At 54.2% G+C, this 19,380-nt stretch carries 19 protein-coding genes; 8 read left to right on the top strand and 11 right to left on the bottom strand.

Annotated elements, in window-relative coordinates; all coding sequences use genetic code 11:
* Nucleotides 1–98 precede the first annotated feature (98 nt).
* The 3 genes from BN3266_RS13535 to BN3266_RS06375 all read right to left on the bottom strand — a co-directional run bounded on the left by BN3266_RS13535 (nucleotide 99) and on the right by BN3266_RS06375 (nucleotide 3,176).
* Nucleotides 99–1,136, bottom strand: coding sequence for a putative bifunctional diguanylate cyclase/phosphodiesterase (locus BN3266_RS13535; protein ID WP_059004485.1), 1,038 nt, complete (start codon nucleotides 1,134–1,136; stop codon nucleotides 99–101).
* Nucleotides 1,137–1,148: 12 nt separating this feature from the next.
* Nucleotides 1,149–2,339 (bottom strand): sensor domain-containing diguanylate cyclase, encoded by a 1,191-nt coding sequence (locus BN3266_RS13530; RefSeq protein WP_059004484.1) that lies wholly within the window; start codon nucleotides 2,337–2,339, stop codon nucleotides 1,149–1,151.
* 153 nt (nucleotides 2,340–2,492) lie between these two features.
* Nucleotides 2,493–3,176 carry a 5'-methylthioadenosine/adenosylhomocysteine nucleosidase gene (locus BN3266_RS06375; RefSeq protein WP_059004483.1) on the bottom strand — a complete coding sequence of 228 codons (684 nt, stop codon included), beginning with the start codon at nucleotides 3,174–3,176 and terminating at the stop codon, nucleotides 2,493–2,495.
* Between the two features lie 161 nt (nucleotides 3,177–3,337).
* On the opposite strand from BN3266_RS06375, the gene BN3266_RS06370 reads away from it, so the two are divergent.
* Both BN3266_RS06370 and ybaK read left to right on the top strand, forming a co-directional pair.
* Nucleotides 3,338–3,877 (top strand): rubrerythrin family protein, encoded by a 540-nt coding sequence (locus BN3266_RS06370; protein ID WP_021659528.1) that lies wholly within the window; start codon nucleotides 3,338–3,340, stop codon nucleotides 3,875–3,877.
* 117 nt (nucleotides 3,878–3,994) lie between these two features.
* The gene (ybaK, locus tag BN3266_RS06365; protein WP_059004482.1) at nucleotides 3,995–4,486 is read left to right on the top strand and encodes a Cys-tRNA(Pro) deacylase; all 492 of its coding nucleotides are present in this window, start codon (nucleotides 3,995–3,997) and stop codon (nucleotides 4,484–4,486) included.
* A gap of 438 nt (nucleotides 4,487–4,924) precedes the next feature.
* Here the strand turns inward: ybaK and panD are convergent, their stop codons facing one another.
* The 5 genes from panD to BN3266_RS06350 form a co-directional block, all read right to left on the bottom strand.
* Nucleotides 4,925–5,305 carry an aspartate 1-decarboxylase gene (panD, locus tag BN3266_RS13180; protein ID WP_004847071.1) on the bottom strand — a complete coding sequence of 127 codons (381 nt, stop codon included), beginning with the start codon at nucleotides 5,303–5,305 and terminating at the stop codon, nucleotides 4,925–4,927.
* 13 nt (nucleotides 5,306–5,318) lie between these two features.
* Nucleotides 5,319–6,164, bottom strand: coding sequence for a pantoate--beta-alanine ligase (panC, locus tag BN3266_RS06360; RefSeq protein WP_004847070.1), 846 nt, complete (start codon nucleotides 6,162–6,164; stop codon nucleotides 5,319–5,321).
* 11 nt (nucleotides 6,165–6,175) lie between these two features.
* Nucleotides 6,176–7,003 carry a 3-methyl-2-oxobutanoate hydroxymethyltransferase gene (gene panB, locus BN3266_RS13175; protein WP_004847068.1) on the bottom strand — a complete coding sequence of 276 codons (828 nt, stop codon included), beginning with the start codon at nucleotides 7,001–7,003 and terminating at the stop codon, nucleotides 6,176–6,178.
* Complete coding sequence (locus tag BN3266_RS06355) at nucleotides 6,978–7,934, bottom strand: Rossmann-like and DUF2520 domain-containing protein (protein WP_242861731.1); 957 nt, start codon at nucleotides 7,932–7,934, stop codon at nucleotides 6,978–6,980. Before BN3266_RS06355 ends, panB begins: the two co-directional genes overlap by 26 nt.
* Before the next feature lie 377 nt (nucleotides 7,935–8,311).
* Nucleotides 8,312–8,983: a helix-turn-helix domain-containing protein gene (locus BN3266_RS06350; protein WP_004847061.1), complete on the bottom strand. Its 672-nt coding sequence runs from the start codon at nucleotides 8,981–8,983 to the stop codon at nucleotides 8,312–8,314.
* 395 nt (nucleotides 8,984–9,378) lie between these two features.
* Here BN3266_RS06350 and BN3266_RS06345 point away from each other — a divergent pair, with 395 nt between their 5' ends.
* The 4 genes from BN3266_RS06345 to BN3266_RS06330 all read left to right on the top strand — a co-directional run bounded on the left by BN3266_RS06345 (nucleotide 9,379) and on the right by BN3266_RS06330 (nucleotide 12,551).
* Nucleotides 9,379–10,539: a replication initiation factor domain-containing protein gene (locus tag BN3266_RS06345; protein WP_159461220.1), complete on the top strand. Its 1,161-nt coding sequence runs from the start codon at nucleotides 9,379–9,381 to the stop codon at nucleotides 10,537–10,539.
* Nucleotides 10,539–10,742: an excisionase gene (locus BN3266_RS06340; protein WP_002610247.1), complete on the top strand. Its 204-nt coding sequence runs from the start codon at nucleotides 10,539–10,541 to the stop codon at nucleotides 10,740–10,742. The genes BN3266_RS06345 and BN3266_RS06340 overlap by 1 nt, the downstream gene beginning before the upstream one ends.
* A gap of 78 nt (nucleotides 10,743–10,820) precedes the next feature.
* The gene (locus BN3266_RS06335) at nucleotides 10,821–12,014 is read left to right on the top strand and encodes a site-specific integrase (protein WP_015536407.1); all 1,194 of its coding nucleotides are present in this window, start codon (nucleotides 10,821–10,823) and stop codon (nucleotides 12,012–12,014) included.
* Between the two features lie 228 nt (nucleotides 12,015–12,242).
* Entirely contained in the window at nucleotides 12,243–12,551 is a 309-nt protein-coding gene (locus BN3266_RS06330) for a hypothetical protein (RefSeq protein ID WP_207644006.1), read from the top strand.
* Between the two features lie 360 nt (nucleotides 12,552–12,911).
* On the opposite strand, the gene BN3266_RS06325 is transcribed toward BN3266_RS06330, so the two are convergent.
* Nucleotides 12,912–14,306 (bottom strand): MATE family efflux transporter, encoded by a 1,395-nt coding sequence (locus BN3266_RS06325; RefSeq protein ID WP_059004480.1) that lies wholly within the window; start codon nucleotides 14,304–14,306, stop codon nucleotides 12,912–12,914.
* A gap of 510 nt (nucleotides 14,307–14,816) precedes the next feature.
* Here BN3266_RS06325 and BN3266_RS06320 point away from each other — a divergent pair.
* Nucleotides 14,817–15,434, top strand: coding sequence for a TetR/AcrR family transcriptional regulator (locus BN3266_RS06320; RefSeq protein WP_059004479.1), 618 nt, complete (start codon nucleotides 14,817–14,819; stop codon nucleotides 15,432–15,434).
* Nucleotides 15,431–16,018, top strand: a complete 588-nt coding sequence (locus tag BN3266_RS06315) for a hypothetical protein (RefSeq protein ID WP_075109688.1) — start codon at nucleotides 15,431–15,433, stop codon at nucleotides 16,016–16,018. The genes BN3266_RS06320 and BN3266_RS06315 overlap by 4 nt, the downstream gene beginning before the upstream one ends.
* Before the next feature lie 64 nt (nucleotides 16,019–16,082).
* Here the strand turns inward: BN3266_RS06315 and BN3266_RS06310 are convergent, their stop codons facing one another.
* Both BN3266_RS06310 and BN3266_RS06305 read right to left on the bottom strand, forming a co-directional pair.
* Complete coding sequence (locus BN3266_RS06310) at nucleotides 16,083–16,922, bottom strand: class I SAM-dependent methyltransferase (protein WP_059004478.1); 840 nt, start codon at nucleotides 16,920–16,922, stop codon at nucleotides 16,083–16,085.
* Between the two features lie 968 nt (nucleotides 16,923–17,890).
* The gene (locus BN3266_RS06305; RefSeq protein ID WP_021659540.1) at nucleotides 17,891–19,237 is read right to left on the bottom strand and encodes a sodium-dependent transporter; all 1,347 of its coding nucleotides are present in this window, start codon (nucleotides 19,235–19,237) and stop codon (nucleotides 17,891–17,893) included.
* Nucleotides 19,238–19,380 lie beyond the last annotated feature (143 nt).

Here is a 19,380-nt window from a genome sequence, read left to right as displayed (position 1 = left end):
CGAAGCTATACCGTTTCTCTCTTGCCCCACGATGTTTTCTTATCGGGAGGCACCTTTTGCCAGTCCTCTTTTTTTGCGGCGCAGAGAAGGGGGGCAGACTAGCCCTCGCCCTCCAGCCGGCGCTCGAAATCCGCCAGGGGCATGGGTTTGGCAAAGACAAAGCCCTGCACCGTGTCACAGCCGGCCTCCCGCAGGAAGGCCACGCTGTCCATGCTCTCGACCCCTTCGGCAATGACGCGGATGTGCAGCTCCCTGGCCATCTGAATGATGTTGCGCACCACGATGCGCTCCCGGTTTTTGTCCACGCTCTTGTGGAAAAAGAGGATGTCCAGTTTGAGGACGTCGATGGGCAGGTTTTTCAGCAGGTTGAGGGAGGAGTAGCCCGACCCAAAATCGTCCAGCGAGCAGACGAACCCCCGCTGGTGCAACTGCTGCACCAGTTGGAGAAAGAGGGTCTCGCCCCCCAGGGCCAGGCTCTCGGTGACCTCCAGCTCCAGCTGGCCGTCGGGCAGGGAAAATTCCTCCTTGGTCTTTGCGTAGTAGTCGACAAAGTCCTCCCGCAGGAGCCCCGCCCGGGAGACGTTGACCGCCAGGTTCAGCGGCCGCCCGCCCCCGTCCAGGTGGCGGCGGTACCACTGGCAGGCCTGGCGGAACATATAGCGGTCCAGCTGGACGATCAGCCCGCTCTTTTCAAAGGCGGGGATGAATTCACAGGGGGGGATCACTCCCCGCTCGGGGTGGATCCAGCGGCAGAGCACCTCTGCGCCGGAGAGGCGCTCCCCGCCCTGAATGTCAAACTTCGGCTGGAAATAGGGCTGGAACTGCCCCAGGCGCAGGGCCTGTTTGCCCTCTGCCTCCAGCGCCGCCTCCTGCAGGTTTTGCCGGCGCAGCGACTCGGTGAAGAAGGCGCAGCCGCTGCCTGCCTCCCCCTTGATCGACTTTTGGGCCATGTTGGCCCGGTTGACCAGCTCGTTGACCGTCAGGGCGCCGTCCTCTGGCGCCAGACAGCAAAAGCCCATGCACAGCCCGATGTAGGTCAGGTTGGCGGCGGTGTCCTCCGACTGGTGGAGGGCGTGCAGCAGCCGGTCGAACCAGTCGGTCAGCTCCCGCCGCTCCCGGTAGCGGCGCAGCCCCACAAAGTTGTCCGCCTACATCCGGCAGAACACCTCGCCCGGACGCTCGTCCTCCTGAAAGAGGCGGTCCATCTGCCGCAGCAGTTGGTCGCCCATCTGGTAGCCCAGGGCGTCGTTGTAGTATTTGAATTTTTTGAGGTCGCAGTACCACATGGCAAAGGGGCCGTCCCCCCTGCGGGCGGCCTCGGCGTCCAGGAGGAACTTGTTGTAGTTGCGCCCGCCGGTCAGCGGGTCCACATAGGCCAGCCGTTCGATCTCCGCCTGGTTGCGGCTCATCATCCGCCGCTGCTGGAACAGCAGCAGCAAAAACAGGGCGCAGGCCGCGACGATGATGGCGACGGCCCCCACCGAGGTGGCCAGGTAGCGCTGGCGCAGGGCCTGCAGGGGGACGGAGGCCAGCACGAACCAGTCCTCGATCCCCGCGGGTTCCAACACCGCCAGCATGGCCACCCCGCCGGCGAGATAGCGAAAGTGGGTGCTCTCCCGCTGCTCCAGCGCCGTCTGCAGGTCGCCCCACGCCGCCCCATCCAGCTCCTCCAGCGCCGCCGGGGCCGCGGAGGCATCCCGCGACGAGGCGAGGATCACCGCGCCGGTGTTGCTGTACAGGTCGGTGTACCCGCTGCCGTCCAGGAGGGGGGCGTCGAGGATCTCCTGGATGACCGCCACGCTGTTGACCGCGCAGAGGACGCCCAGCGTCTGGCCGTCGGCCCGCTGCACCGGCACGGCGTAGTAGTGGACCGATTCCCCCTCGCGGAAGGGGTCGTCGATGGCGGCGGAGATGACGTCCTCCCCCGCCAGGGCGCGGACAAAGAAATCCTCCCTTGAAACATCCAGATTTCGGTAGCGGCGGCCGCCCAGCTCCATCAGTTCCAGCCGCCCCTCGGCGGTGGCAAAGCCCATGCAGGTGAAGGCGTTGCCCTCGTTGACCTCGCCCACCAGCCGCGCCAGCTGCTCCAAGTCGGTGATGTCCTGTTCGGCCACAAAGACGCTGACCCCGTGCAGGGTCTGAAAGTCGCCGTCCACCTGTTTGACCAGGGCGGTCTCGTGCTGGCGGACGGCATTTTCCAGGTAGAGCAAGCTCTCGTCGTTGTACTGGTGTCCCATCTGCGCCAAGAACAGGATGCTGCCCGCGACAAAACAGAGGCAGAGGAGGATGGCTGTGCCCGTCCAGCGGCGGTATCCCTTTGGCTTTTCCTGCAGCGGCATGCGGGACCCTCCTTTCGCCTCTTTTTCCCTTATTTCCTCAATTTTAACAGGTTGTGGGCAAAAGAACAAGACCGGCATTTTGGCAAGGCGGAAATGATCGTCAGAAGCCGCCGCTTCCCCAGTGAAAAAGGGAGGGGGGAATGCCCCCTCCCTTTACGCCATTTCCTGAATGACCCGCACCAGCAGTTCGGCGCTCAACTCGGCGGCGCGGTCGGCAAAGTCCTCGTAAATGCTCTCGGCCTCGTCGTCGGCCGTATCCGACAGCAGCCGGATCACCCCGAAGGGCACCCCGTTTTTGACGGCGGTGTGGCCCACGGCAGCCCCCTCCATCTCGGCGCAGTCGGCGCCGGTGCGGGCGATGATGTCGGCCTTGACGGCGCTGTCGCTGACAAACTGGTCCCCCGTGGCGACGACGCCCCGCTTGTAGCGCACCCCGCCGATCTGGTCGAGGCAGCGGCAGATCTGCTCCACCAGCGCCCCGTCAGCCTTGAGCACCGGGGTGTAGGGGTGGCACTGGGCGAAGGTGGAGGGGTCAAAATCGTGGTAGAGCACCTGCTCGGCCACCACCACATCCCCCAGCCCCAGGTCGTCGGCCAGGTTGCCGGCAATGCCGGTGTTGAGAAGGGCGTCCACCCGATAGCGCCCGCAGAGGATCTGGGCGCTGATGGCGGCGTTGACCTTGCCGATGCCGCTGCAAGTCAGCACCACCTGCTGTTTCCCCAGCTGGCCCGAGAGGTAGGTGCCGCCGGCCACCACCTCCTCCTGCAGGTTTTTCAAGTTGGCCCGAATGAGGGCGATCTCCTTTTCCATTGCGCCGATGATCCCGATGGTCTGCATCTCTCGTCTCCTCCTGTTTTGCGCCCGGTGGGCGTCTGTCTCGTTTGGAAATTGTACCACATCCGGCTGCATATTGGTACCCCGGATCGCCCATATTGAAGGGTGAAAAACACCGGGCGGCAGGGCCTGTCTCTGCGCCCCCAAAATGGGAGGAATCTTCTATGGAACTGCAAAACAGCCAGACCCACGACAACCTGTTGGCCGCCTTCGCCGGGGAGGCACAGGCCCATCTCAAATACCTGCTCTACGGCAAAAAGGCAAAGGAGCAGGGGTACGAGCAGTTTGCCGACCTCTTCAAACTCACCGCCGCCAACGAGCGCGCCCACGGCGAGATGTGGTTTGAATACCTCAAGGGGGGCGAGGTCCCCGGCGTCGCCGACAGCCTGGTGGACGCCGCCGAGAAGGAGCACTTTGAGTGGAGCGAGATGTACAAGGAGTTTGAGAAGACCGCCCGGGAAGAGGGGTTTGTCGCCATTGCCGAGCGCTTTCGCCTGGTGGGGGAGATCGAAAAGAGCCATGAGGAGCGCTACAACCAGATGAAGCAGAACCTGGACGGCGGCGAGGTGTTTCAAAAGCCCCAGGCCGAGACCTGGATCTGCAAAAACTGCGGCTATATCTGCACCGGGATGAAGGCGCCGGAGAAGTGCCCGGTCTGCCACTACCCCCAGAGCTATTTTGAGCTGGAGGGCGGCAAGCTGTAACAGACGACTGTCCATGGGAGAGGGGGCCTGTCGGGCCCCCTCTTTTTTTGCCCACTGGCCGCCCGCCGGGGAACGTGGTATACTAAAACCCGCAATAGAGAAAAGGAGGGCGCGCCCATGGGCAGGGAGAAAAAGGCGGAAAAGACCAACGTGATGCGCATTCTGGAGCGGGAGGGGATCCCCCACCAGACCCACGCCTACGACCACCGAGACGGGGTCATCGACGGCCAGGGGGTGGCGGCCAAACTGGGGCAGGACCCGGCGCAGGTCTTCAAGACCCTGGTCTGCCGGGGCCACAGCGGCAGCTATCTGGTCTTCTGCATCCCGGTGGCCGCCGAACTGGATTTGAAGGCGGCGGCCCGGGCGGCGGAGGAGAAGAGCGTGGAGATGATCCACGTCCGGGAAATCAACCAGGTCACCGGCTACGTGCGGGGCGGCTGTTCCCCCGTGGGGATGAAAAAGCCCTACAAGACGGTGGTGGACGAGAGCTGCCTCCTCTTTGACACCATCCTCTTCAGCGCCGGGAAAATCGGCTTTCAGGTGGAGTGCGCCCCCAGCGACCTGCTGAAGCTGGTGGGCGGCACCACCGCGGAAATCGCTATTTTGTAATTTTTATTAAATTTTATATCTAATTTTTGATTATCCGTATAAACACTATACTTTCAAATATTTTGAAGTATAGAAAAGCACTCATTTTACCACGAATTTACCATAATTAAACGAGCCTTGATATGACTATAAATAACACTAAAAAGACCTCACACCTAAACGGTGTCTTTTTTAAAAGCAGTCAATCATAAGACCAACTGCTTTGTAAATATAGATATTAAATTGTTAAGCTGAGATTTTACTTAGATTTATCTTTCACTGGTTTGCTATTTTCATCATTTTCTCCTTCAAGCCATGCCATTATGCCAAAGTTACAAAATGGATAAATTATTACTTCTTTATAAACTTCTTGCTCACAACGAGGGCAGATGACATATTCTTCACCTTTTACATTTTTTAATTACCGAAATGCCCTTTTTTATTTGCAAATTACATGTCTTATAGCTTACCATGTTTTTCGTATCTTGCGACTCTTGATATTTTGTTATCCTCATCTACAAATACTACTTTAGGTGGATTTTTCTTTACCTCTTCTGGAGTCATCTGTGCATAGCACATTATGATTATCTTATCACCTGTCTGAACACATCTTGCAGCAGCTCCATTGAGACATATCATTCCGCTGCCTCTTTCTCCTGCAATTGTGTATGTCTCAAATCTGTTCCCATTATTTATATCTACGATACTTACCTTTTCATACTCCAAAATTCCGGCACTGTCAAGTAAGTCTTCGTCTACAGTGATGCTTCCTACATAATCAAGTTCTGCTTGAACTACTGTAGCTCTGTGTATCTTCCCCTTTAACATTTCAAATGTCATATTTAACCCCCGTTTAACCTTCGTAAATAAAGTTGTCAATCAATCTGGTTTTGCCGATATAAACTGCCATGGCAACTAGTACTGGTGCTGTCATCTCCTTGACCGGTTTAACTGAAACAGCGTCTACAGCCTGAACATAATCTATTTTCGCCATAGGCTCAGTTTCAATAAGCTTAATCATTTCTGATACAATTTTATCTGTATCTTTTTCTCCTGCTTTTGCCATATCTTCTCCGAGCTTAACTGCTTTGCTTAAAATTAGTGCCGCCTTTCTCTCATCTTTGCTTAGATATGTATTTCTTGAACTCTTTGCAAGACCATCCTCTTCTCTAACTATAGGGCAGCCCACAATTTCGATATCAAAGTTCAAATCTCTAACCATTCTTTTTATAATCGCAAGCTGCTGTGCATCCTTTTGACCAAAGTAAGCTCTGTCGGGATTTACAATATTAAAAAGTTTAGATACTACTGTGCCTACACCCCTGAAATGTATTGGTCGTGATTTTCCACAAAGTTCCTCTGAAAGACTTTCTATGTTTACATATGTTGAAAAATCGTCAAAATACATATTTTCCGGCTCAGGATTAAATATTAAATTAGCACCTGCCTCCTCACATAGCATAGTATCCCTTTCCAAATCCCTCGGATAGCTTTCCAAATCTTCCCCTACTCCAAATTGAGTCGGATTTACAAAATCACTGACAACAACTCTATCGTTTTCTGAAACAGCCCTTGTAATTAAACTCTTATGTCCTTCGTGCAAAAATCCCATAGTAGGAACAAGACCTACTGTAAGACCTTCTTTCTTCCATTCTTTGACTATAACTCTCACTTCATCTACGGTTTTTACTATTTTCATCGTTCTATCTCCTAATATAACTTGTTAATTACATCTTCTGAAATTTTAAATGTGTGTTCAGGTGCTGGAAAGCTTCCCTGTTTAGTTTCTTCTATATATGCAGCAAAGGCTTCTTTCATTACATCTCCTACCTTTGCGAATTGTTTTACGAATTTAGGTGTAAAGTCAGAGACCATTCCAAGCATGTCCTGATAAACGAGAATCTGTCCATCGCAGCCAGATCCTGCACCTATTCCTATTGTAGGAATATTAATGCTTTCAGAAATAATTTCCGCTAATTTTGCAGGTACGCATTCCAAAACAATCGCAAATGCTCCTGCTTCTTCAACAGCTTTTGCCTCTTCAATGAGTTTCTTTGCTCCCTCTTCACTTTTTCCCTGAACTTTAAAGCCTCCAAAAACGTTCACTGACTGAGGTGTAAGTCCAATATGTGCCATAACAGGAATTGAAGCAGCTGTAATAGCTTTAATCTGTGGACAAACAGAGGCTCCACCTTCTAGCTTTACTGCTTGACATCTTCCTTCTTTCATAAGTCTTCCTGCGTTATACATGGCCTCTTCAACTGAAACTTGATATGACATAAACGGCATATCTCCAACTACTAAGGCATCTTTGGCACCTCTTGTAACTGCTCTTGTATGGTGAATCATATCTTCCATTGTTACCGGCAAAGTATTTTCGTATCCGAGCATAACCATGCCAAGAGAATCTCCAACGAGAATACCGTTAATACCTGACTGATCCATCAATTTAGCTGTCGAATAGTCATAGGCTGTCAGCATTGTAATCTTATCGCCCTTAACCTTCTGTTCTTTAAAAGTGGATACTGTGTTTTTCATTTTTAATTACCTCCGTCATCTTCAAATAGTCACTGTCTAAATGTTTTTCCTGTGCAATACTGAGAAGCTTTTCTGAAAGCAAAAGATATATCATCTCATATCCCACCTTTTCCTCAGACTCGTTTATCCATGCTGCCTTAATAGCTTCAATGTGTTTTGTGATAGTCGACAAATCATTTCGCTCAACAGGACCTGTGAGGGCAGCCGCAACCCCTTTTTCTGCCAATGTGTCGGCATTTCCAGTAAACAAAGGCACTAAGGCTTTCTTTGCATCTTTTTTATCAAAGCCGCATTTTACAAGCATTTCAGCCCCCACTTGAAAAAGTCCGTTTACGAGATTGCTTACAACTACTGCACCGCAGTGGTAAAGAGATTTATTTTCCGCTCCCATTGCGATTACCTTATTTCCTGCTCGCTCAAAGATACTCTTAATCTCATCTAGATTCTCTGCCGAACCCTCCACAGTAAAATAAGCCTTATTCAAGTGTTTCCATGATTCGCACTTATCACTTATTGCATATAGGGGATGTACCGAATAGATATTTGCACCGAGGTTTTCACCATCAAAAAAAACGGTTGATGAAATCGAACCGCTGCAATGACAAATATTTTTATTTTTAATATCCAGATTCTTCATATAATCCCATACTTTGCTTATCTGTCCATCAGGCACAGTAATAAACAGGGTATCACTGTCACTTAAGATATTCTCTATACTCTTATATAGTTTTGTGTTAGTAAAATCTGCTGCTGATTTAGCTGATTCCGGTGATTTGCTGAAGTAACCCGTAATCTCTACGCCGTTTTCCTTCAGGTATTTTCCAAGGGAAAATCCTACTTTCCCCGCTCCGATAAATCCTGCTCTCATATCGATCACTCCTTTCTGGGAAGTGACAATCATGAAAATCTGCATGGATGAGGTCTCGTTCAAACTGATATAATCCTCATGGTTTAAAAATAAAAAATATGTGGTATAGTTTCTGTTCGAATACTATCTACCCATTACTATAGCACCTATTTAAGTGATTGTACAGAGAAAAAAATAAGGCACCACTCTAACTAATTTATCATTAAAGTGATGCTAATATAAATCGTGTTATTTAGCTTTTCTGTATTTAATCATTTTCACAATCTGAATTATCAAAGTCGGGATAAAAATATAAAGCATGACAAAACACTTCTTCATTTTTCGCTTGATTACCCACCACAGAAAAGAAAGAACCCTGTAAAGAGCCTTACCACCATTGGTGGTGCTTTGCACTCTTGATTGGGCTTTTTGTTTGCTGTATCTTTCATGCAAGAGGAAAATTAAAGTCCTCTATTCCATTTCTCTTTTAGATAATCTTCATAGTCCGTTTCATTAAAATCTAATTGTGGCGAAGTGTTGGGAATGTTGTTTCTGTTGTCTATATCTGCAAGCTGACGGAATATCCAATCATCATAAGGGTCGTGATATTTATACTCTTTGGGCTGTTCTCTGTATCGGTCTAACCCTCGCATTTCCTTATGTACTTTCATCATGCGTTCCAATTTCTGACGCTGTATCAACTGCTTGATTTCCATAAGTTCTTCCAACTCTACTACCTCACTAGAAAGATAATTGCTAATGTATCTAATCAATGTAGTTTCCATGTAAAATCTACATTCTTTTTCGTCATTGAAAAATTCATTTTCAGACAAATAATCTAAGGAAACATTAAAATCCTGTTCTCGTTTGATAACGTCCATGATATATGGCTCGGTGTGGTCAATATATTTCCATTCCCCCGACAATAATTCATTCGGTGTTACTCCCAGCACGTCCATTATCTTTTCCAATGTATCAAAGGTAGGATAATTCACACCTCGTTCAATCTTGGAAAGGCTCTGCATATTGATACCGATTTTATTGGCAAGTTCCTGTTGTTTCATTCCCCTGTGTTTTCTTATGATTTGTATGTTTTCTCCTAAGAAACTGATTTTCTTTTCATAATACTCCATAACTTAGTATAACCGCTCCTTTCGTTGCTTTTATTGTCATTTATAAGCATATCATACTTAATATATATCGAAAAGTCAATCGAAACTTCTTGACAAGTAATTCTAGTGGCGTTATTATCTTATCAGACAGAGTGATTAAGCACGCTAGGGTCAATCACACACTTGAGTAAGCATATATAAGAGATGTTTTCACTTTGATAGCATGAATGAGCATGGACTATCAGACTAAAAATAGGGTTTCTGACTGGGGCTGTTTCGTTTAGCCACGAGCCTCTCAAGGCTCGTGAGCGTTAAGAACGGAACAGACACAGGAAGAAAGGGAACGCCTTTAGGCGCTCGTAAAGGGCGTATATGTAACACCGCCCTGCGTATACATGTCATAGTACCTAGAAACTGTGATAAATAAAGGAAAAACACGATTTTTACCCCGCAAAAAACGGGGCATACGAAAGGAGAAATGCACTATAACTACACACAAAAATTTATCCGTTAAGATTGATTACATCAGCATTGTATTTGAAACGGCAACCGCTGAAGATGTAATCATGCACATTTTAGGTTTACCGACTGACATTTTCAATGTTTATCCAGCAACGATAAAATTCAAGACTTATCAAGCACGCTGGCAGGTTGGAGATATTTATGTATCGGGAGACGCAAGAAAGACAGAGGATAACCCACAGGGGCTAGGCTGTTATCTTGTTATGACTGGCAGAGGTTGTGATGATATTTTCCGTATTCTCAACAATAGGAATTATACCTTTGGGGATATGTTCCGACGCTGTGAGCGAAGATACGGACTGGATAACTTCCATTTCACAAGACTTGATATTGCCATTGATGATAAAAACGAAAAACCATTCTTTACCATAGAGCAGATAAAGAAGAAATGCGAAAAAGAGGAATTTATCTCGAATAGTGAGGGCTACCACTTTGACGAAAGCAAGTTTGATGATTTCGACACCGCAAAGACTGTTTATATCGGTGCTGGTAAATCGGGATTGTCCTACCGTTTTTATGATAAAGATAAGGAAGTCTGTTCAAAGCATAATAAGACACTTGATGAAGTCGGCAGTTGGAAACGGACAGAAATGCAACTGCGTGATGATAAGGCTCATGCTTTTGCCATGACATTCAAAGACAGACCGCTGGAACTTGGGGAACTGGCTTTCGGTCTATTGGCAAACAACCTACGCTTTGTCGTGCCAAACAGAAATGAAAGTAATAAGAGCAGATGGAAAACGTGTCGGTTTTGGGAACGCTTTTTAGGGGCTGTGGAAGTCTTAAAACTGCAAGTACCGAAACTACATAATTCTCTTGAGGAAACACAGCAATGGCTCACAGAGGGTGGCGTGATTTCCGCTGTGAAAAGTTTTTACTTCTTGGAAGAACATGACGCATTAGGTGGACTGGAAAAAGTGGGAACTATGCTTGATAAGGCAAGATACAGCAATTCCCTTTCCAGCAAACTAACCGCCCACTTACAGAGGATAGACCGCACCGACCTTATCCCCTATATCCAGTATGACACGAAACATGGGAAAGGGGGTATCTGATGAATAACAACGATATTCCTGTATGGGAAAAATACACCCTTACCATTGAAGAAGCGTCAAAGTATTTCCGTATCGGAGAAAACAAGTTAAGACGCTTGGCAGAGGAAAACAAGGACGCTGGCTGGCTCATTATGAATGGCAACCGCATACAGATTAAACGCCGACAGTTTGAAAAGGTCATTGACAAATTGGACGCAATCTAATGCAAATGAGCCTTGTATGTGTTATGATAAACACAAGTCATATCAAGGCTCTTTCCAATAAGGAAAGGAGCAGACACCATGAAAGAAAAAAGACGGGATAGCAAAGGACGTATCTTGCATACTGGAGAGAGCCAACGAACAGACGGAAAATACTTATATAAATATGTGGACGCATTTGGAAACACAAAATATGTGTATGCTTGGAGATTGACACCCACAGACCCGACACCAAAGGGAAAACGGGAAAAACCCTCACTTCGTGAACTGGAACAGCAGATAAGACGGGATATTGAGGACGGTATCGACAGCACAGGCAAGAAAATGACGCTTTGCCAACTCTACGCCAAACAGAACGCACAGAGGGCAAACGTGAAGAAAAGCACACAGAAACAACGGGAACAGCTCATGCGGTTATTGAAAGAGGACAAGTTAGGTGCTAGGAGCATTGATACGATAAAACCCTCTGACGCTAAGGAATGGGCGTTACGCATGAAAGACAAAGGCTTTTCCTATAACACCATTAACAACCATAAACGCTCGTTAAAAGCGTCATTCTATATCGCCATACAAGACGATTGTGTAAGGAAAAACCCTTTTGATTTCAAGTTGAGTGAAGTCCTAGAAAATGATACCAAAGAGAAAGTCGCATTGACAGAGGAACAGGAACTAGCCCTACTCTCATTCATCAAGACGGACAATGTGTATCACAAGTATTATGATGATGTGCTGATACTGTTAAAGACAGGACTTCGTATCTCGGAACTGTGCGGACTGACAATCATGGACGTTGATTTTATCCATGAGGTTGTAGTTATCGACCACCAGTTACTAAAGAGCAAGGAACAAGGTTATTATATTGAAACGCCTAAGACAAAAAGCGGAACAAGGCAAGTGCCATTAAGCAAGGAAACGATACAAGCATTTCAACGGGTTATGAAGAAACGCCCAAAGGCAGAACCATTTGTGATAGATGGACGGGGCAACTTCCTATTTGTCAATCAGAAAGGCAAGCCCAAAGTTGCGATTGATTACAATATGCTTTTTGTCCGTATGGTAAAGAAATACAACAAGCACCATAAGGATAACCCTTTGCCACATATCACACCGCATACGCTACGCCATACATTCTGCACAAGATTGGCAAGCAAGAACATGAACCCGAAAGATTTACAGTATATCATGGGACATTCAAATATCAGTATCACAATGAACTGGTATGCTCATGCGTCCATAGATACTGCAAAATCAGAGGTTCAGCGTTTAATCGCATAGAAGTATTTACCACGATTTTAACCACGCTTGATAGCGAAAATATAAGAAGATAGACCTAGATATGTGAGGTTTACCACAAAAGCAAAATGCCCGTAGAGCCGATAAAATAAGGCTTTGCGGACATTTAAGAAGATATAAAAAGATAGTTAAAAAGATATATATAATTTATAGAAAATAAAAGAATTTTTACAAACGGAGGGGCTGCGGTTCTGCATCCCCCTGTTGGAGGTGGAGGACTACCGCCTTCTCGACGGCTGGGACCGCACCAAGAAGCGGCGGGCCACCCGCAGCGACCGGGTGCCCACCCGGCTGTTCGGACAGGTGTGGGTCTCCGGCTGGCGGGAGTGGGGGGAGCTGATCCCCCCTGGCCTGCCGCAGCCGTTCACCGCCAAGGAGTACGCGAAAGCCGCCCGCCAGCGCCTGGAGATGGCCCGCCGAGCGCTGAACGTGCTGGCCTCCCTGGGGCTGGTGGAGCGCGCGGGCAAGGCGGGGCGGGCCTACCTCTACCAACTGCCTGCAGAGATGGAAAACGGCTGAGAGCAATCTGCTCTCAGCCGTTTTTTGTCGTGTCAGCGCGCCCGCCTCCGGCGTCTGCCGGGAAATCCAGTTGCCTTGGCACAGTATTCCCCGAAAGGAGGGGTGCCGAAGGCACAGAGAGAGGCGGCCGTTGGGTAGAATGGCGTGCGATGGCCCCCGGCCTGCCGTTTTACCGGTGACAGCGGGTGGCCGATGCGCACGAAATGTCAGCCGCGCGCAGGGGAAGGGGACCGTTGCGGGCGACCAGCGGGTGTCATGCGCGCACAAAATGGCGGTCCCCTTTTGGGGAGAGGTCTGAGCGATGTCCCGTTCGGGCCCGCGCGTGCCGCCCGTTTCGGCGGTGGTTTGGGTGGCGCGGGGCTACTGGGCGGCGACCTCCTCGGAGGGGGCGGGGCGGACAATGGCCTTGTCCTTCCAGCGGCCGGTCAGGTAGCGGACGGTGGTGCCGATGCACTCGGCCAGCCAGCCGATGACCACTGCGATCCAGATCCCGGTATACCCCAGAATGGGGGAGAGGGCCAGGGCGGCGATGGTCTTGGAGGCGATGCCCGAGAGGGCGAAAACCATGAAGAGGTTGACGTCCCCCGCGCCCTTCATCACCCCTTCGGCGGGGAAGAGCAGGGCCATCAGGAAGTAGGAGGCGGCCGAGTAGAGCAGGTAGTTGGCCCCGGCGGAAATCACCGCCTCGGCCCCCTCGCCGCTGACGAAGATGGAGCAGAGCGGCCCGCCGAAGAGAATCACCACCCCAGCCATCAGCACGGCAAAGCCCAGGGAGATGAGCAGGGAGTAGCGGTAGCCGGTCTTGACCCGGCCCACCTTCCCGGCGCCGATGTTCTGGGCGGTGTAGCCGGTGACGGCGGTGCTGATGTTGACCATGGGCATCATGGCCAGGCTCTCGATCTTCATGGCGGCGGTGTAGGCGGCCATGATGACGGGGCCGAAGCCGTTGACCAGGGCCTGCATGATCATCATCCCGGCGGAGATGGCGATCTCCTGTGCGGTGGTGGGGATGGCCAGCTTGATCATCTGTTTGAGCAGAGTGGGGGAGAACTGCTGGCGCAGGGGCTCGGCGTCCAGCTTTTCCTCATCGGCCGCGGCGATGGCGGCCAGCCGCTTTTGCAGGGCAAAGAGGGCCAGCACCGAGGAGAGCGCCTGGGAGATGACGGTGGCGATGGCCACCCCGGCCACCCCCCAGCCAAAGCTGATGACAAACCACAGATCCAGCACGATGTTGGTGATGGAGGAGATGATGAGGAAGAGCAGCGGGGTCTTGGAGTCCCCCAGCGCCCGAAAGACCGAGGAGAGGATGTTGTAGGTAAAGGTGAACACCAGCCCCAAAAAGTAGATGTAGATGTACTGCTTGGACATGCTCATCAGGGATTCGGGGGTGTTGAGCAGGCGCAGCAGAGCGGGGGTGGCGAGGATGCTCACCGCCGCCAGCACCAGGGAGAGGGCGATGGAAAAGGCCACGCAGGTGACGATGGAGTGGCGCACCTCCCGCTTGCGGCCGGCGCCGAAGTACTGGCCGATGAGGATGGAGGCGCCGTTGGAGAGGCCGAAGGCGATGCCGGTGATGGCGAAGGTGATGGCGTAGGAGCCGCCCACCGCCGCCAGGGCGTCGGAGCCGACGAAGTTGCCCACCACGATGGAGTCCACCATGCTGTACAGCTGTTGAAAGATGTTCCCAAACAAGATGGGAAGGGCAAAGAGAAAGAGGATCTTTCCCGGATTGCCGCGGGTCATGTCTTTTGTCATATCGATCATCCTTTCTGTAAATGTGTATCCTGTGCCGCGATCGCCCCGGGCGGGGCGGGGAGCAAACCCCGAAAAAAGCAAAAAAACAGCAAGGCGAAGCGGCTGCAACGCGTTGCTGCTGATCTTGCGGTGACGAAAAGGGCAAAAAAATAGGCAGAAGAGACAGCTTGCGCGTCAAACCTCCTACCACCGGTCCTCGGCAGTTGTGCCGATGTCCAGTCTCAGTATAGACAGCCCTGGACGGGAAAGTCAAGGAAGTAAGAAAAGATTGGCGATTTGACTAATATTGGACGATTATACACGGCGAGATGGCCAAAAAATGTTGTCAAAAGAGGGCGGAAGGGCCGTCCCATCGGGCAAACATGGGAATGGACGGGGAAAACGGCGGAAAGGATGCGGTCGCTGTAGAGGGACGTCAGAAAAAGGTCCTTGACAATTTGAACGCCGTTCAGTACAATGAAAGCAAAACTGAACGGCGTTCAAACAGAGGCGTGGGCAAGGAGGAGCGGGATGGAGCAGATGGAAGGGAAGAATGTGTCGGCCGGGCGGGCCTGTCCGGTGCGCGAGCGGATCGTGGAGGCCACCTGCGCCCTCATCGAGGAAAGCGGGGGCGAGGTGCGGGCCGTCACCACCCGGGCCATTGCCGCCCGGGCCGGGGTGGGGGTGGGGCTGATCAACTACCACTTTCAGTCCAAAGACCGGCTCATCGAGCTCTGCGTGCAGCGGGTCATCAGCCGGGTGGTGGGCAGCTTTCAACCGGCGCAGGGCGGCTCGGCGGGGGAGCGGCTGTCCGCTTCGGCCGTGCAGGTATTTGAATTCCTGGCCGCCCACCCCCAGGTCTCCCGCATCTCGATTCTGGGGGAGATGCAGCGCCCCGCCGCGGGCGACAACAGCGACAACACCCGCCGGGGATTTGCCGGCATCCTGGGGGCCGGAGGGGACGAGGGTCAGAAAAACCTGCTGGCCTTTGCCCTCACCGCCTCTCTGCAGGCGGCCTTTCTGGCCGGGGAGGAGTTGGAGGGGATGCTGGGCTACCCCCTCGACACGTTCGACGGGCGGGCCCGCTTTGTGGGGGACTTAGTGGCCCTGCTGACGGGCGGCCTGCGGGAAGGGGGGCAGGGAAAGTGAACCGGGTGATCGGCCGGGCGGCCGCGGCGATCAATCTGCTGTCGGTGGCCGCCTTCGCCCTCTCGATGCTGGTGGGCTGCCTGTTTATCAGCTATTTGAGCAGCCTTTTCATTGCCCTGAGCTTTCTGCCGATGATGGCTGTCTTTGCCCAAAAGGGGGGCGTGGCCGGGTCCTGCGCCCTGGGTTTTGGCGGAATGTACGCCCTCTGCAACGGGGTGGTCTACTTTGCCCAACTGGGGGCGGTCCGCCGGGGGCTGAGCGAGGGGGCCGCGGCCCTGCTGGACTTTCAGCGCTTCGGCCTCTTTTTTGATTTGGACCTGTTCGGCTACGGGCTGATGGCCCTGGCCACCTTCTTTGCCGGGCTCACCGTCGTCCCCCGGTGCCGGGAGGAGCGGTGGCTCAAGGGGCTGCTGCTGGGCCACGGCGTTTTTGCCCTGGGCTGCTTTGCCCTTCCCATCCTCGGGGTGTTCGGGCCGGGGATGGAGGGCGGGGCCTGGATCGGCACCGTCCTGCTGGAGGGTTGGTGCCTCTACTTTGCGCCGGTGGGGGTGCTTTGCCGGCGGTATTTCGGCAGGCGGTGTTAGGGCGCAAAAAAACAGGGGGCGGCAACGCGCGGTTGCCGCCCCCTATTTCTCTGCAAAACGGCCCTCACCGGGAGAGGGCCACGGCACAAAGGGTGTCGGCGCGGTCGGTGAAGGGGCTGCCGTCCACCCGGTCGAAGAGCTGTATTTCGCCAAACCCGCCTGCCGCCAACTCGTCTTGCAGGGACTGGGCGGTGTAGAGCTGGTTCCAGAGGTTGTAGCAGCGGCAGTCCCCCTCGGTGACGATGACCGACTGTTCGAGGGTGTTGTCCGTCTCGGCGTAATAGACGTTGTTTTGAAGGCAGAGGTGGGGCAGGGGGGACCAGTACCCCTCCTGTAAAAAGGAGACGGAGCGGCCTTCGGTGAAATGGCGCAGCTGCCTGTGGCTGAAGACGTCGAGGACCAGCAGCCCGCCCGGCCGCAGGGCGCGGCGGACATTTGCCAGAAGGACCTGCCGGTCTTTTGGGGAGAGGACGCCGAAGTCGCAGTAGATGAGCACTGCGGCGTCGAAGGCGGCCTCAAAGGGCAGCCGGAGGTAGTTTTGACAGCGGTAGTCGATGGCGAGGCCCTGTCGGGCGGCGCTCTCGGCGGCATAGGCGACAGAGCGCTTGGAGAGATCGACCCCGGTCACCCGCAGGCCGGCCAGGCAAAACCGCTCGGCATAGAGGCCGGGCCCGCAGCCCAGGTCGAGCAGGTCCACAGCGCCCCTGCTCCGGCAGAGGGCGGCGATCCACTCGGCGGAGGACCGAATAAAGCTGTGTTTTCGAGAGGCCCCGTCCCGATCGGGGGCGAGATGGGCCTCCAGCATTCCTTTGGAGATGTGCTCGTCGTCCCAAAAAGGGGCGGTGCTGGGCTGGTAGAGCGGGGGCGGGTCCCCCGCAAAGTGGAGCAGTTGTCGATGGTTCACGGTCGCTTTCTCCCTTTCTCTGCGCCGGTGCGCAGCCTCTGTCCCCCCTATCTCCCCGGCGAAGGGGGTGCCCCCGCCGGGCAAGATCCCGCGCTTTCCGCCCAGCCGGCGAGGGGGGGCTGTCGGTTTGGCCGGAGGGGTTGGCCGGACTGGCTCCCCGCGTCCCCTTCTCCTTTCGGCCGGCCGACCGGGCGCTTCGCACAGCGCCAATTTCTCTACCCCGGCAGGGGGGGAGCGGCGGGGATGGGCGCGCCCGGAGGAGGGGGGCTGGGTTGGCCAGCGGCAGGGCACTTCTCCCGCCAGAAAAACCAGGGGAGCGCGCGCCCGCCGGGCGAAACGGCCCCGCCTGTTTTCCCGGCGGTCTCTTTCCTCCCTATACTACTCTATTTCTCCAGCCCTGTCATCTGTCTGGGTGGGGTGCGGTTGGGCCTGCACCCACCCATCTCGCGCCCAGGGGCCTTTTCATCGCCACGGGCGCGCTGAATGGCTGTGGCGAACTGGGGAGAACAGCGGTTGGGCAGGGGGTGTTGCGGGCGTTTGCCTTGCAGCGCCGCCTCTTTTCCGCCGGGATATACCAGAGCACCGGCCATATCGCCCCACTCTAAAGACGAGTGGTCGGCCACGGCGATGCGGGCGGGGGAGGGCGACCCGCCCGAGGCCTGTAAACTGGGAAGCGATCCCCCCATTTAGGGCCTGCCGGTGATAGGGGCAGTGCCCGGACGGGCGTCGCAGCCATGAACGCCATCTCCCAACTGCCGGCGGGGGGAGCCGACTCGAGGCGAGGGGGTGGCGCTGCCGACCGAAACCAGTGCGGGCGAGGGAGAGGCTGTCTGCCTCCTGCCGCAAGGGTGGCGGACCTCCCCCACCAGGGCCTTTTTGTCCGCCCCACGGGGGAGTGGACGAAGGGAAGATGAGGGAAAAAGCCCCTGCGCCGAAGAGGGCGCAGGGGCTTTTGGGGAAGGGGGAGATCACCCCCCGATGAGCCCCATGACAAAGATGACGGCGATGAGGGTGGGCGCCACCCAGCGGATGAGGAAGCCGTAGACGCGGCGGATGGCAAACCGCTTGCCGCAGCGCTCCACCTCCTCGGTCACCTTGCCCACCCCCCAGACGTGGCCCACAAAGAGGCAGGTGGCCAGGGCGGCCAGGGGCATGAGGATCTTGTCGGTGAGAAAGCCCATGGCGTCAAACAGGTTCATCCCCCCGATGGTGAAGCCGGAGAGGGGGCCCATGGAGAGGCTGGCAAAGACCCCGATGAGGGCCATCAGCCCGCCCATCACCAGGGTGGCGGTGCGGCGGCGCCAGTGGAAGGTGTCAATGAAGAAGGAAGTGACCACCTCCAGCAGGGCAATGGCGCTGGTGAGGGCGGCGATAAAGACCAAAAAGAAGAAGGCCAGCCCGAAGAACCGCCCCAGGGGCATGGAGTCAAAGACCGCCGGCAGGGTTTTGAAGATGAGGCCGGGGCCGCCGGTGGGCTCCATCCCAAAGCTGAAGACGGCGGGCATGATGGCCATCCCCGCCAGCAGGGCCATCAGGGTGTCTAGCCCCACCACGGTGCAGGTGTCCTTGGTGATGTTGGTGTCCTTTTTCAGGTAGCTGCCGTAGGTGATGGCGATGCCCAGCCCCAGACTGAGGCTGAAAAAGACCTGCCCCATGGCCAGCACGATGGAGTCGATCAGGGCTTTGGGGTCGGAGAGGAGGGCGGTGTCGGGGACAAAGAGGAACTTGAGCCCCTCCATCGAACCGGGCAGGGTCACCGAGCGCACCACCACCCCGATGAGGAGGACAAAGAGGAGGGGGAGCAGCCATTTGCTGCAGGTCTCGATCCCCTTTTGCACCCCGCCGATGACCACGACCACGGTCACTGCCATGAACAGCAGGTGCCAGATGACCGGCTGCACCGGGGAGGAGACAAAGGTGTCGAACGCCGCCCCGTCGGAGACGTTGGCGCCGGTGAGGTAGCTGCCGATGTACTTCATCACCCAGCCCCCCACCACGCTGTAATAGGAGAGGATGATGAAGGCGCAGGCGATCTCCAGCACCCCGACGAAGGACCACTTCTTGTCGATGCTGCGGAAGGCGCCGATGGCGTTGAGCTGGGTCTTGCGGCCCACCGCCATCTCGGAGAGCATGATGGGGATGCCCAGCACCAGGGCGAAGATCAGGTAGAAGACGATGAAGAGCCCGCCCCCCGAGATACCCGCCACATAGGGGAACTTCCAGAGGTTCCCCAGGCCGATGGCCGACCCCGCGGCGGCCATGACAAAGCCCAGGGAGCCGGTGAAGTGGCCGCGGCCCGTTTTTTTCTTGTCCATGTTGTTTCACACTCCTTTGTTGATTCGGTCCCCCCTGCGGAGAACGCAAAAAAGTCCCGCCCCTTCACGGCGACGTGAAGGGACAGGACAAAAGGTTCCTGCGGTACCACCCAACTTGGCGCAAAGAGCGCCCAACTCTGCGG

The organism is Bittarella massiliensis (ex Durand et al. 2017), assembly GCF_001486165.1.
In the GTDB taxonomy this organism is placed as follows: domain Bacteria; phylum Bacillota; class Clostridia; order Oscillospirales; family Ruminococcaceae; genus Bittarella; species Bittarella massiliensis.
This window is presented reverse-complemented; position numbering and strand designations above follow the sequence as displayed.